Genomic DNA, 12,834 nt, shown 5'->3' with positions numbered 1-12,834 from the left:
CTATAGGCGACGCCTATATAGCCGCGACGGGCGCCACATACAATCATTCCCCGCGTCGCCGCTCATTCCATGGCTCTGCGCAGATTTTCGTCGATCTTGTCCAGGAAGCCTGTCGTCGACAGCCATTTCTGATTGCAGCCGACAAGCAGGGCGAGATCCTTGGTCATGAAGCCCGACTCGACGGTCGCGACGCACACTTCCTCGAGGGTGCGGGCAAAACGAACTAGATCCTCGTTCTCATCGAGCTTGCCGCGATGCGCGAGCGCGCGCGTCCAGGCGAAAATCGAGGCGATCGAGTTGGTCGAGGTCTCATGCCCCTTCTGATGCTCGCGATAATGGCGGGTCACCGTGCCGTGAGCGGCTTCGGCCTCGACGGTCTTGCCGTCGGGCGTCATCAGCACGCTCGTCATCAGGCCGAGCGAACCGAAGCCCTGCGCCACCGTGTCGGATTGGACGTCGCCGTCGTAATTCTTGCACGCCCAGATGTAGCCCCCGGACCATTTGAGCGCCGAAGCGACCATATCGTCGATCAGACGATGCTCGTAGGTGAGGCCGAGCGCCTGGAATTTCGATTTGAACTCGGCGTCGTAAATTTCCTGGAACAGATCTTTAAATCGGCCGTCATAGGCTTTCAGGATCGTGTTCTTGGTCGAGAGATAGACCGGATATCTGCGCGTGAGCCCGTAGTTGAACGTCGCGCGCGCGAATTCGCTGATCGACTCGTCAAGATTGTACATCGCCAGCGCGACGCCGGAGCCGGGGAAATTGAAGACTTCCTTCTCGATGACGTCGCCGTCGACGCCCTCGAATTTAATCGTCAGACGGCCTTTGCCGGGCACCTTGAAGTCAGTGGCCTTATATTGATCGCCGAATGCATGGCGCCCGACGATGATCGGCTGCGTCCATCCCGGCACCAATCGCGGCACGTTCCTGCAGATGATCGGCTCGCGGAAGATGACGCCGCCCAAAATGTTGCGAATGGTGCCGTTCGGCGATTTCCACATCTCCTTGAGCTGGAATTCCTTCACGCGCGCCTCATCGGGCGTGATGGTCGCGCACTTCACCCCGACGCCATGCTCCTTGATGGCGTAGGCCGCGTCGACCGTCACCTGATCGTTCGTGGCGTCGCGATTCTGAATCGAGAGATCGTAATAAAGGAGATCGACGTCGAGATAGGGCCGAACGAGCTTTTCTTTGATGGCGGCCCAGATGATGCGGGTCATTTCGTCGCCGTCGAGTTCGACGACAGGATTCGCAACCTTTATCTTCCGCATGCATCCGCTCCTCTGTGCCGCGCGCCTTATAGCCTCCGCTAAAGGTTTTGGGTAGCAATCCAGAGGGCCTGCGGCGAAGCGCCGATGCGCCCTTCCCCCCGCACGCTTTCCGCCCTAATTTGCCGGCCGCTTTGGGGCGAGGAGGCAAATTGGTCGGGGCGGGAACGGATCGCAGCAAGACGGCCCTTTCCGGGGGGCCGGCGATTGTGCTCGTGCGCCCGCAGCTCGCCGTCAACATCGGCATGTGCGCCCGCGCCATGGCCAACTTCGGCCTCTCCGATTTGCGCCTCGTCTCGCCGCGTGAAGGCTGGCCGCGCACCGGCGCCTATCGCAAGGGCGCCTATGCGGCCGCCGCCGGCGCCGTGCATCTCCTCGAAAGCGCGAAACTCTACGAGAGCGTGCGCGACGCGATCGAGGATCTGTCCTTCGTCTACGCCGCGACGGCGCGCGGACGCGGCCAGATGAAGCCGGTGCTCACCCCGGCGCAGGCCATGCCAAGCATGGCGGCGCACATGACGGCTGGCGAAAAGCATGGCGTGCTGTTTGGGCCCGAGCGCACCGGCCTCGACAATGACGATGTCGCGCTCGCCGACGCCATCCTCACCTTTCCGGTCAATCCCGCCTACGCTTCGCTCAATCTCGCGCAGGCGGTGCTGCTCACGGGCTATGAATGGTTTCGCGCCGCGCATGGCGACGCCATTCCCTTTGAGATCGAAGAGCGCTCGCCCCCGGCGACGCGCGAGATGACGCTGGCCTTCTTTGATTTTCTCGAAGGCGAACTCGACAAGCGCGGATTCTTCCGTCCGCTGACGAAGAAGCCCGTCATGTCGCGCAACCTGCGCAACATGTTCCACCGCATGGGCCTCACCCAGCAGGACGTGCGCACGCTGTGGGGCATGGTCGTGCGGCTGGTGGAAGGCCCGCGCCGAGAGCCGAAGAAGCCGTGGCGGCGCAAGGAGGCGGAAGGCGCGGACTCCTGAGCCGCGCCACCTGTGACGAGACGACCGTCCTAGTGAAGCGACCGCTTGGCTTCCCGCCGCGTGGGCGGCGGCGCCAGTGGGCTCGCCTGATGGTGGACGAGCCGCCAGCGATCCCCGTTCCAGCGAAACCAATTGGTCGCGAGCAGCAGGCCGCCGCCGACCTCCTCGATGCAAAAGACCCGCCCGTCATCACCCTCGATGAGCGTCTTTGGATCTCGCGTCGTGACCGCTTCCTGCGCCGGGTTACGAAAAATATCGCGGTAGGAGGCGAGCACCGGCATGCGCCCGACGAGCGCCGGCCATCCTGGGTGAACGCAGGAACAGCCCTCCTCCGCCCAAAGATCGTTCAAAGCGCCAAGGTCACGTGCGGCGAAGGCCCGGTAATAAGCAGCGTTGGCGTCGAGCAGCGAGATTTCATCCATCGGGGGACACTGCGAGATTCGATTGGGCATGGCAAATGCAAGACGGAGCCCAGAGCAGGACGGCGCGAGAGAATTTGTTCGATGGATGCGCTGACCTGGTTCGGACTCTTCGCCGTAAGCGCCTTGCTCTCACTTTCTCAATGGAGGAACGCAGCCATTGGTTCGTGCTGGGATTCGCAGTCGCCTGCGCTTTGGGGTCGGTCTACGGATTTCTTCAAGGCGCTTGGCCGTTCGGCCTGGTCGAGGCGGTGTGGGCGGGAGTCGCGCTCAAGCGGTGGCGCTCGCGGCGAAGAGCCTCGCAAGACTGCGGCGAAGCGCTTAAGTAGTAATGTCGAGATGTCACAGAGCGCCCGATTTGTGATATTCGCGCACTTCCGCCGGCCTTGAACCGGACGCAGGAGTCTCCCGATGTTCATCCAGACTGAAGCTACCCCTAATCCCGCAACACTCAAGTTTCTGCCCGGCCAGGACGTTCTGGGCCAAGGCGCCATGGAATTCCGCTCGCGCGACGACGCCATCCACGCGCCGCTCGCCGAGGCGCTGCTCTCCATCGACGGCGTCGAGGCGGTGATGTATGGCGCGGATTTCGTCTCGGTGACGAAGAACGGCGCCGAATGGCCGCATCTGAAGCCCGCCATTCTTGGCACGATCATGGAGCATTTCGCCTCCGGCGCGCCGCTCCTGACCGAAGGCGCGGCGCCGGCGCAGCCCGACGGGGAGTTCTATGACTCCGCCGACGCTGAAACCGTCGTCACCATCAAGGAATTGATCGAAACGCGCGTGCGGCCGGCGGTCGCCGGCGACGGCGGCGACATCGTCTTCCGGGGCTTCAAAGACGGCGTCGTCTATCTCGCCATGAAGGGCGCTTGCTCGGGATGCCCGTCATCCACCGCGACGTTGCGGCACGGCATCGAGAACCTGCTCAAGCATTTCCTGCCACAGGTGAAAGGGGTCGAGCCGGCGTAGGGCGGCGTATCCGGAAGCTACATTGATCGCGCTCCGAAAACCGTCATAATCGACGAATCATGCGAATCCTTGCGATTGACACCGCTCTGCCAGCCGTCTCGGCCTGCGTGCTGGACCATGACGCGGCGGCGCCGATCGCCGTCGAGACGATCGAGATGGAGCGCGGACACGCCGAGGCGCTGCTGCCGCTGATCAAGCGCGTCATGAGCAAGGTCGAAGGCGGGTTCGCCTCGCTCGACCGCGTCGCGGTCACGGTCGGACCAGGCTCTTTCACCGGCATTCGTATCGGCCTCGCCGCCGGTCAGGCGATCGCGCTCGCCTGTAAAACCGAAATTGTCGGCGTTTCGACGCTCGCCGCGCTTGCGGCGCCGCTGATCATTGATCCCTTCGACGGCGTGGTCGCGGCGGCGATCGACGCCCGCCATGACAAGGTCTACATCGCCGCCTTCGGTCCGGACGGGCGCCCGCTCCTCTCGCCGCGCCGCATCAGCCCGCATGAAGCCCTTCGCGCGCTGGGGACCGGCCCGCTGCTGCTGACCGGCTCCGGCGCGTCGCTGCTTGCGAAGGAGGCGCGCGCCCGCGGCGTTCCGGTCCGGATCGCGAGCGAGCGGCCTGCCCCCGATATCGCCCTCGTGGCGCGTCTGGGCCTTGCCGCCCAGCCTGATACCGCGCCCGCCCGGCCGCTTTATCTTAAAGAGCCTGACGTCACGATGCCGGCTGCGCGGCCCAACGCCCCAAAGGGCGCCGTGGGCTTGGGCGATGCGGCCGCGCCCGCCGCCGCCGCGGCACAGGCGTGAGCTTTGCGCCATGACGCTGCTTTCGTCCTTTTTCGCCAAGCCGACCTTCATCATAGAACCCATCGGGGCGGAGCGCGCCGATGACTGCGAACGTCTGCATGGGGCGTCCTTCGCTTTTGGTTGGTCAAAAATCGACTTTGAAAATTATTTGACGGACGCCCACATCATCGCCGATGGGGCGGTCCCCGAGGGCCGGAAAGGCGAGCTTGGGGGATTCATCCTCTCGCGGCTGACGCCGCCCGACGCCGAAGTCCTCACTTTCGCCGTCGATCCCAGCAGACGCGGCGCGGGACTGGGCCGACGCATTCTTGAAAAACATCTCGAACATCTCGAGCGCGGCGGCGCCCGGCTCGTCTTTCTCGAGGTGGCCGACGACAATGAGGCCGCGCTGAAGCTCTACGCACGCGAGGGCTTCAAGGAGATCGGCAGGCGGGAGAATTACTATCAGCGCGCCAACGGCGAACGGCGCGCGGCGATCGCTCTGCGGCTGGAGATTTGAGCGAGCGCGGCTTGCGGGACGGCTAGAATGAGTCGCCCGGGCGCGCTGTGCGCTGCTTCTGCGCTATGGCGGGCCAGTTCAGAAAATATGAGTGCACGGCGTCTCTCGCGGCGCTAAGGCGCAAAAAAAGTCGTATAGTGCGTCGACTCGGGGGGTGGCGCGCCGAGTCGCCGGGGCGAGCGATGGAGCAGAAAAATAGTCACAGACGTCAAAGAACTGGTTGAGGCGCGATCCAAACCTCAGCGGTCCGAAGCGGCACGACTCTCCAAAGTTCTGGTCAAGTCATACGGCTGCCAGATGAACGTCTATGACGCGACGCGCATGGCTGACCTGCTCAGCCGCGAAGGCTACGCCGAGACCCAGAGCGAAGATGACGCCGATCTCGTCATTCTCAACACATGCCATATTCGGGAAAAGGCTGCGGAAAAAATCTATTCCGAACTCGGCAAGCTTGCGATCGCCAAACGCGCGCTGAACGCGCAAGGCCGCGACATGAAAATCGTCGTCGCCGGCTGCGTCGCCCAGGCTGAAGGCGAAGAGGTGCTCAAGCGCCAGCGCGCCGTCGATATCGTCGTCGGTCCGCAGAGCTATCACCGACTGCCGGAGCTGCTGCGCCAAGCTAAAGACGGCGCAAGGGTCTCGGACACGGATTTCGCCGTCGAGGACAAATTTCGCGTCCTGCCCGCTCCCAGTGGCGCGCAGATTCGCGCGCGCGGCGTTTCGGCTTTCGTCACCGTTCAGGAAGGGTGCGACAAGTTCTGCTCGTTTTGCGTCGTGCCCTATACACGCGGCGCCGAAGCATCTCGTCCCGTCGCCGAGATCATCGCCGAGACCATGCGCCTCGTCGACGCCGGCGTGCGCGAGATCACGCTGATCGGCCAAAACGTCAACGCCTATCTCGGTCCGGATGGCGCCGGCCGGGAGGCCAGCCTTGCGCAGCTTCTCGATCGGCTGGCGCAGATCGAAGGCTTGGCGCGCCTGCGTTACACCACAAGTCATCCGGTCGACATGGCGCAGGAGCTTATTGACGCGCATGGCGCAAATCCAAAGCTCATGCCCTATGTGCATCTGCCGGTTCAATCGGGCTCGGACCGCATTCTGAAATCCATGAACCGCAAGCACGGCGCAGACGCATATCTCTCCATCGTCGAGCAGCTTCGAAAAGCCCGGCCAGACGTCGCGATGTCGTCGGATTTCATCGTCGGCTTTCCGGGCGAAAGCGACGCCGATTTCGAGGCGACGATGGCGCTCGCCCGCGCTGTGGGCTTCGCTTCAAGCTTCTCGTTCAAATATTCGCCACGGCCCGGCACGCCCGCCGCCGACCGTGACGATCAAATTGACGAGACCGTTAAGAGCGAACGCCTCGCGGCGCTACAGGTTTTGCTTGAAGAGCAGCGGCAAGCCTTCAACGCGGCGACGGTCGGCCGAGAACTCGACGTGCTCTTTGAAAAAGCCGGTCGGCATGAGGGGCAAATTGGGGGCAAGACTCCCTATATGCAGGCTGTGCATGTTGAAGGCCCGATGGCGTTCATTGGCCGCGAAGTCAGAGTGAAAATCATCGCGGCGGGCTCGAATTCCTTGAGCGGACGGCTCATGAGCGAGGAGGCGAAGGCTTGACGACCATCGACGACCCGTTGCTCGCCGCACGGGGACCGGAGCCTGTTGACCCGGAAGCGGAAATCACGCTCGCCTTTGAAAACAACCGTCACGCCTCGCTCGTTTTCGGCCTCTACGACCAGAATCTCGCCAAGATCGAACGACGCTTGCGCGTCGCCTCCTTCGCCAATGGCAATCACGTCACGCTCAAAGGCAAGTCCGAGGCCTGCGAACATGCGCGACGCGTGCTGGAGGCGCTTTATGAGCGCGTCGCGATGGGTCAGACGATCACGCTCGGCGACGTCGACGGGGCCATAGAAGAATCAGCGCGCCAACGCAGCCTGTTTCCGGATTCGGAGCCGTCACGCGGCGCTTTCGAGCAGATCCTGACCCGCAAGCGCGGGTCGGTGCGCGCGCGCAACGCCGCGCAGGACCAGTATTTGCGGGCGCTCAAGCGCTACGAGCTGGTTTTTGCCGAAGGTCCTGCGGGCACGGGTAAGACCTGGCTCGCGGTCGGCCACGCCGTGCAGCTAATGGAGCAAGGCGCGGTCGAACGGCTGATTCTGTCCCGTCCCGCCGTCGAGGCTGGCGAGCGTCTCGGCTTTTTGCCCGGCGACATGCGCGACAAGGTCGACCCCTATCTCCGCCCGATCTACGACGCGCTGCATGATTTCATGGATGCGCGGATGGTCGAGCGCGGCATGCAGACGGGACTCATCGAAGTCGCGCCGCTCGCGTTCATGCGCGGCCGCACGCTGACGCGGAGCTGCATTCTGCTCGACGAGGCGCAGAACGCCAGCTCGATGCAGATGAAGATGTTTCTCACCCGGCTCGGCGAAGGCTCGCGGATGATCGTCACCGGCGATCCATCGCAGACCGATCTGCCTCCCGGGCAGAAATCCGGCCTCTCGGAAGCCGTAAGCCTGCTCGCCAATCTCGACGTCGTCGGCCGGGTAAAATTTTCGGAAGGCGACGTGGTGCGTCACGATCTTGTTCGGCAAATCGTTGGGGCCTATGAGCGCGCCGCGCGCGCCAACAAGCAGACGCGCGGGGACCCCTGACGTTGGAGATCGACGTGAATGTCGCGGCGCCGGCATGGCGGCGCGTCGAGGACCTGGAAGATTTGGCCAAAGCATGCGTGCGTCAGAGTCTCGCAATGAGCGAGGCCAAGCTCGCGCCGGAATGTGAAATCAGCGTCACATTTTGCGACGACACGGCGATCCGGGAGCTCAACGCCGAATGGCGCGGCAAGGACCAGCCGACGAATGTGCTGTCTTTTCCGACGCCTGGCCTGCTCGAGCGCAAGCCTCTGCTTGGCGACGTTATCGTCGCCTTCGAAACCGTCGCCAAAGAGGCGGAGGAGCAGGGCAAGCTTTTGCGCGCCCACACGGCGCATATGATCGCGCATGGATTTCTGCATCTAATCGGATATGATCACGAGACCGCCGCCGAGGCCGAGCGGATGGAAGCGCTGGAGCGTAAAATCGCGACGGCGCTTGGATTTCCCGACCCCTATGCGGACGATGCAGACGGGCCGGCCGGCGGAGCGAATTGAACAAAGCGCATGTCGACGCGATCCGATAACGCCGACGATCCAATTTCTTTCAGACGCGCTGGCGATGGACCACGCATGAGCCTCGTCGACAGGCTGCGCGGGCTGCTCGGTCTTTCGCCGGCCTCGGTGCGCGAGGACATCGAGGAGAGGCTTGACGAATCTGCGGGCGACGTGACCCCGCATGAGCGGGCGCTCTTGAAGAACGTCCTCGGTCTGCACGACATGCGCGTCGACGACGCGATGATCCCCCGCGCCGACATCGTCGCCATCTCGCTTGACGCGCCGCTGCGCGAAGCCTTGGAGCTGTTTCGCACCGCCGCCCATTCGCGCCTGCCGGTTTACGCCGATACGCTCGACGATCCACGCGGGATGATCCATATCCGCGATTTCGTCAATCATATCGCGTGCTGCGCCGATCGGCCCCAAGGCGCCGACGTTACGACCGTCGAACCAAAAAAGATCGACTTCGACACGCCGCTGTCGCAGGCGAATTTGCTCAAGCCGGTGCTCTTCGTGCCGCGCTCCATGCCGGCGCTGGATCTTTTGATCCGTATGCAGGCGACGCGCACGCATCTGGCGCTCGTCATCGACGAATATGGCGGCACCGACGGCCTCGTCACCATCGAAGACATCATGGAGATGATCGTCGGCGACATCGAGGACGAACATGACGTCGTCGACGAGTCGGGCTTCGTCGAGCTTGAGAACGGCGATTTCATCATCGACGGGCGCGCCGATCTTGATGAAGTGACGGCGCGGCTCGGCGTCGACTTCAGACTTGAAGATACGCCCGCCGAGGTGACGACGCTGGGCGGTCTGGTCGCGTGGCTCGCCGGCCGGGTGCCGATGCGCGGCGAGATCATCGCGACGCCGGTCGACTCTCACGAGTTTGAGATCGTCGACGCCGATCCGCGCCGCGTCGGCAAGCTGCGCGTGCGGTCGCGACGGCCAGTGTGAGACATCCTTCGCGCGCGCATAAATTTGTCTGATAAATCCGCTGTAAAGTCGGCCTGCCGATTCGCAGCGCTTCGAGGATCGATGGCGCAGATTGCCGAAATCGCCGGCGCGCGCGCGTCGGCGCCAGCTCTTTTGCAACGTATTGTCCTCGCCCGCGGCTGGACGCGCCGCGCGATCGCGTTCTGCGCCGGCGCGGCCGGCGCTCTCGCCCTCGCGCCTTTTGATTTCATCCCGGCCATGTTTGCGCCGCTCACCGTCGCCGTCTGGCTCATCGACGGCGCGGCCTACGGCGAGAACGCGCCGCGCTTCGCCCTCGCGCCGATTCTCTCGGCGGCCGGCGCCGGCTGGTGGCTGGGCTTCGGCTATTTCGTCGCGGGCCTCTGGTGGATGGGCGCCGCGATGCTCGTCGAAGCCGACCAATTCGCCTGGGCGCTGCCGCTCGCCGTATTCGGCTTGCCGGCGGTTCTCGCGCTCTTTCCCGCCGCGGGTTTCGCCGTTGCGCGCCTCTTGTGGTCGCCCGGCGGCGCCCGCGTCTTCGCGCTCGCCGCGGGACTGGGGGCCGCGGAGTGGCTGCGCGGGCATCTGTTCACGGGCTTTCCCTGGAACGATTTCGGCATGGCGCTCACAAGCGCCGGGCCAATGGCGCAGACGGCCTCTCTCGTCGGCCTGCACGGGCTAGACATCATCGCGATCGTGATTTTCGCCGCGCCTGCGACGCTGATCGATCGCGCGCACCGCGACGTCCGCCGCATCGGCGGAACGATGTTCGCCGCAGCGGCGTTCGCCATGCTGATGTTCGCCTATGGCGTGTTTCGGCTGGGCGCCAATAAGACGGAATATGTCGACGGCGTGGCGTTGCGCCTGATGCAGCCCAATCTCCCTCAGGATGCGAAATTTCGCCCCGAGAACGGCGCGAAAATCTTGCGTCACTATCTCGACCTCTCGGAACGCGCGACTAACGCGCGGCCGTCAGGGCTCGCCGAAACCACCCATCTCGTCTGGCCGGAATCGGCGTTTCCTTATGTCATTTCACGCCACCCGGAGGCGCTCGCGGCGATTGCGCGCGCGCTCAAGGGCGGCGTTCTTTTGACCGGCGCGGCGCGGGCCGAAAGCGATGGCGACGGACGGCCGGGCAAGATCTTCAATTCGATCGAGGCGCTAAAGGGCGAGTCGATCGTCGCCTTTTACGACAAGGTTCATCTCGTCCCCTTCGGAGAATATCTGCCGCTGGAGGACCTGCTCCGGCCGCTTGGAATCAATCACCTCGTTCCGGGCATATGGGACCGCGGCGCGGGTCCGCGCCTTCTTGCGGCGCCCGGTCTGCCGCCCATTGCGCCGCTCATCTGCTACGAAGCGATTTTCTCGGGCGAGACGATCCAGCGCGACGCCGCCGATCGCCCTCGGTTGTTTCTCAACGTCACCAATGACGGATGGTTCGGCCGCACGACCGGCCCCTATCAGCATCTGGCCCAGGCGCGCCTGCGCGCGATCGAAGAAGGGCTGCCAATGATCCGCGTCGCCAATACCGGCGTTTCGGCGATCATCGACGCCTACGGACGCATCCTTCAGTCGCTGCCGCTCGGCGAAGAAGGCCTCATCGACGGGCGTCTGCCGAGGGAGGCGGCGCCCACCGTCTTCGCCGCTTACGGCGCGCTGGCGTTCCCGGCGCTCCTCGCCTTCGCGACGGCCATGGCCTTCTTCGGCGTCGCCAGGCGCCGGCCATAAAGTCGCTCCCGCATCGTCGGGCGTTCGATGATCCGCCCGCGACGAAAGGACGCCGCTTGCATGCTGGCCGAGCGCTTTCCTCGCTCCCTGAATCTTGCATTTTTTGCGGTTCCACGGGCCGCGCACCTATCGGGCAGGCCGGGAAATGTAGACGGTCCTGGCCGCGAAGATCGCCGCCCCTCCGCGCTTAACTGAAATCTTCTTGAAATTCATGCACCTAACTGCGATGTAGCTTGCGCGCCCGACGACAATTCGGCTACAACTGTGCAGGAGGCGGTAACGTTGAAGAAGGCGCCAGACCCGATCGATCGTCACGTCGGCAGCCGCGTTCGCATGCAGCGAATTCTCATGAAAATGAGTCAGGAGAAGCTTGGAGACGCGCTCGGACTCACTTTTCAGCAAGTTCAGAAATACGAGAAGGGCGCCAATCGTATCGGCGCGAGCCGCCTGCAGCAGATTTCGAAGACTCTGAACGTGCCGCCGTCTTTTTTCTTCGAGGGCGCGCCGACCAGCGGCGCGCCAGCGCCGTCCGACGGATTCGCGGAGGAGTCCTCGTCGCAATATGTCGTCGATTTTCTATCGACGACGGAAGGCCTGCATCTCAATCGCGCCTTCGCACGCATCCGCGATCCCAAGGTGCGAAAGCGCGTGCTGGATCTGGTGACGACGCTCGCAGAGCAGCCCGAGCCGCCCGGAGAATAAGAGAATGTCGTTCTCCAAAACGAACGAACTGGCCTTTTCGGCTTGACGCACCGAACGGGCGCTGGCAGATGACTCCCCCTGCTCCGCAGTTATTCACCTTTTCCTCAAAGCCAACGGAGATTTGGAAGTGACCCGGAAAAATTATCTTTTCACGAGCGAGTCCGTTTCCGAAGGCCATCCGGACAAGGTTTGCGACCGTATTTCAGATGAAATCGTTGACGAGTTTTTCCGTGAAGGCCCCAAGGCGGGCATCGACCCCTACGCCATTCGCGTCGCGGCGGAGACTCTCGCGACGACAAACCGCGTGGTCATCGCCGGAGAAGTGCGCGGGCCGCATGTTCCCTTCGATCGCATCATCGAGATCACGCGCGGCGCGATTCGCGCCATCGGCTACGAGCAGCGCGGGTTCCACTGGAACACCGCCAATGTGGAAGTGCTGCTGCACGAGCAGTCCGTCGACATTGCGCAGGGCGTGGACGCCGCCGGCAACAAGGACGAAGGCGCGGGCGACCAGGGCATCATGTTCGGCTACGCCGTGCGCGAAACGCCCGAACTGATGCCGGCGCCGATCTATTATTCGCATAAGATTCTGGAGCTGCTCGCCCAAGCGCGCCATAGCGGCAAGGAAAAAGGCCTCGGTCCCGACGCCAAGAGCCAGGTCACGGTTCGCTATGCCGACGGCAAGCCCGTCGAGGCGACGCAGATCGTGCTGTCGCATCAGCACGTCGACGAGACCCTGTCGCCCGCCGACATTCGCAGCATCGCCGAGCCCTATATTCGCAGCGCGCTGCCCGATGGCTGGATCACCAACACGACCGTCTGGCACGTCAACCCGACCGGTAAATTCTACATTGGCGGCCCCGACGGCGACGCCGGCCTGACCGGCCGCAAGATCATCGTCGACACTTATGGCGGCGCTGCGCCGCACGGCGGCGGCGCGTTCTCCGGCAAGGATCCGACCAAGGTGGATCGTTCGGCCGCTTACGCCGCCCGCTATCTCGCCAAAAACGTTGTCGCGGCCGGCCTCGCCGACCGCTGCACGCTGCAGCTGTCCTACGCGATCGGCGTCGCCGAGCCGCTCTCGATCTATGTCGATCTGCATGGCACCGGCCATGTATGCGAGGAGAAGGTGGAAGAGCTGCTGCCTCAGCTCATTCGCCTATCGCCGCGGGGGATTCGCGAGCATCTTCAGCTCAATCGGCCGATCTATGCGCGCACCTCCTCCTACGGCCACTTCGGCCGGACGCCTGACGCGGACGGCGGCTTCTCCTGGGAGAAGACCGATCTCGTTGACCAGCTGAAGTCGCATTTCGCGTAAGTTCGGCTGGTTCGGCGAGCGGCTCTGAAGGCGAACGCCGCAG

Annotated in this window: 13 protein-coding genes and 1 pseudogene; 12 read left to right on the top strand and 2 right to left on the bottom strand. The window is 63.8% G+C overall.

The genetic code is table 11. The features are described from left to right. Positions 1–62 precede the first annotated feature (62 nt). Complete coding sequence (locus EHO51_RS04725; protein WP_124737921.1) at positions 63–1,274, bottom strand: NADP-dependent isocitrate dehydrogenase; 1,212 nt, start codon at positions 1,272–1,274, stop codon at positions 63–65. Between the two features lie 149 nt (positions 1,275–1,423). Here EHO51_RS04725 and EHO51_RS04720 point away from each other — a divergent pair, with 149 nt between their 5' ends. After that, entirely contained in the window at positions 1,424–2,254 is an 831-nt protein-coding gene (locus tag EHO51_RS04720) for an RNA methyltransferase (protein WP_124737920.1), read from the top strand. 29 nt (positions 2,255–2,283) lie between these two features. Here the strand turns inward: EHO51_RS04720 and EHO51_RS04715 are convergent, their stop codons facing one another. Continuing rightward, positions 2,284–2,676 (bottom strand): nuclear transport factor 2 family protein, encoded by a 393-nt coding sequence (locus tag EHO51_RS04715; RefSeq protein WP_029651982.1) that lies wholly within the window; start codon positions 2,674–2,676, stop codon positions 2,284–2,286. 81 nt (positions 2,677–2,757) lie between these two features. Here EHO51_RS04715 and EHO51_RS20810 point away from each other — a divergent pair. The 11 genes and pseudogenes from EHO51_RS20810 to metK all read left to right on the top strand — a co-directional run bounded on the left by EHO51_RS20810 (position 2,758) and on the right by metK (position 12,791). Further along, positions 2,758–3,002: pseudogene (locus EHO51_RS20810) on the top strand (hypothetical protein). Positions 3,003–3,084: 82 nt separating this feature from the next. Next, positions 3,085–3,642: a NifU family protein gene (locus EHO51_RS04705; RefSeq protein ID WP_124737919.1), complete on the top strand. Its 558-nt coding sequence runs from the start codon at positions 3,085–3,087 to the stop codon at positions 3,640–3,642. Positions 3,643–3,701: 59 nt separating this feature from the next. After that, positions 3,702–4,439, top strand: coding sequence for a tRNA (adenosine(37)-N6)-threonylcarbamoyltransferase complex dimerization subunit type 1 TsaB (gene tsaB / locus EHO51_RS04700; RefSeq protein ID WP_124737918.1), 738 nt, complete (start codon positions 3,702–3,704; stop codon positions 4,437–4,439). A 10-nt stretch (positions 4,440–4,449) separates the two neighbouring features. Further along, entirely contained in the window at positions 4,450–4,938 is a 489-nt protein-coding gene (locus EHO51_RS04695) for a GNAT family N-acetyltransferase (RefSeq protein ID WP_124737917.1), read from the top strand. Between the two features lie 297 nt (positions 4,939–5,235). Further along, positions 5,236–6,555 carry a tRNA (N6-isopentenyl adenosine(37)-C2)-methylthiotransferase MiaB gene (gene miaB, locus EHO51_RS04690; protein ID WP_245434744.1) on the top strand — a complete coding sequence of 440 codons (1,320 nt, stop codon included), beginning with the start codon at positions 5,236–5,238 and terminating at the stop codon, positions 6,553–6,555. Next, positions 6,552–7,595: a PhoH family protein gene (locus tag EHO51_RS04685; RefSeq protein ID WP_029649505.1), complete on the top strand. Its 1,044-nt coding sequence runs from the start codon at positions 6,552–6,554 to the stop codon at positions 7,593–7,595. The genes miaB and EHO51_RS04685 overlap by 4 nt, the downstream gene beginning before the upstream one ends. A gap of 14 nt (positions 7,596–7,609) precedes the next feature. Then, the gene (ybeY, locus tag EHO51_RS04680) at positions 7,610–8,089 is read left to right on the top strand and encodes an rRNA maturation RNase YbeY (RefSeq protein ID WP_245434742.1); all 480 of its coding nucleotides are present in this window, start codon (positions 7,610–7,612) and stop codon (positions 8,087–8,089) included. A 75-nt stretch (positions 8,090–8,164) separates the two neighbouring features. Then, the gene (locus EHO51_RS04675) at positions 8,165–9,046 is read left to right on the top strand and encodes a hemolysin family protein (protein ID WP_432431922.1); all 882 of its coding nucleotides are present in this window, start codon (positions 8,165–8,167) and stop codon (positions 9,044–9,046) included. Between the two features lie 81 nt (positions 9,047–9,127). Beyond that, on the top strand, positions 9,128–10,771 hold the full coding sequence (lnt, locus tag EHO51_RS04670) for an apolipoprotein N-acyltransferase (RefSeq protein WP_124737913.1): 1,644 nt from the start codon (positions 9,128–9,130) through the stop codon (positions 10,769–10,771). Positions 10,772–11,053: 282 nt separating this feature from the next. Then, positions 11,054–11,473 (top strand): helix-turn-helix domain-containing protein, encoded by a 420-nt coding sequence (locus EHO51_RS04665; RefSeq protein WP_036241644.1) that lies wholly within the window; start codon positions 11,054–11,056, stop codon positions 11,471–11,473. A gap of 127 nt (positions 11,474–11,600) precedes the next feature. Beyond that, entirely contained in the window at positions 11,601–12,791 is a 1,191-nt protein-coding gene (gene metK, locus EHO51_RS04660; protein WP_026222883.1) for a methionine adenosyltransferase, read from the top strand. Positions 12,792–12,834 lie beyond the last annotated feature (43 nt).

It is taken from the genome of Methylocystis rosea (genome assembly GCF_003855495.1).
Taxonomy (GTDB): Bacteria; Pseudomonadota; Alphaproteobacteria; order Rhizobiales; family Beijerinckiaceae; genus Methylocystis; species Methylocystis rosea_A.
This window is presented reverse-complemented; position numbering and strand designations above follow the sequence as displayed.

Excerpts from the sequence above, each read along its gene's own strand:
- EHO51_RS04715 (WP_029651982.1), bottom strand. The coding sequence starts at position 2,676 with ATGGATGAAATCTCGCTGCTCGACGCCAACGCTGCTTATTACCGGGCC.
- EHO51_RS04705 (WP_124737919.1), top strand. The coding sequence starts at position 3,085 with ATGTTCATCCAGACTGAAGCTACCCCTAATCCCGCAACACTCAAGTTT.
- lnt (WP_124737913.1), top strand. The coding sequence starts at position 9,128 with ATGGCGCAGATTGCCGAAATCGCCGGCGCGCGCGCGTCGGCGCCAGCT.
- EHO51_RS04675 (WP_432431922.1), top strand. The coding sequence starts at position 8,165 with ATGAGCCTCGTCGACAGGCTGCGCGGGCTGCTCGGTCTTTCGCCGGCC.
- EHO51_RS04695 (WP_124737917.1), top strand. The coding sequence starts at position 4,450 with ATGACGCTGCTTTCGTCCTTTTTCGCCAAGCCGACCTTCATCATAGAA.
- tsaB (WP_124737918.1), top strand. The coding sequence starts at position 3,702 with ATGCGAATCCTTGCGATTGACACCGCTCTGCCAGCCGTCTCGGCCTGC.
- miaB (WP_245434744.1), top strand. The coding sequence starts at position 5,236 with ATGAACGTCTATGACGCGACGCGCATGGCTGACCTGCTCAGCCGCGAA.
- EHO51_RS04725 (WP_124737921.1), bottom strand. The coding sequence starts at position 1,274 with ATGCGGAAGATAAAGGTTGCGAATCCTGTCGTCGAACTCGACGGCGAC.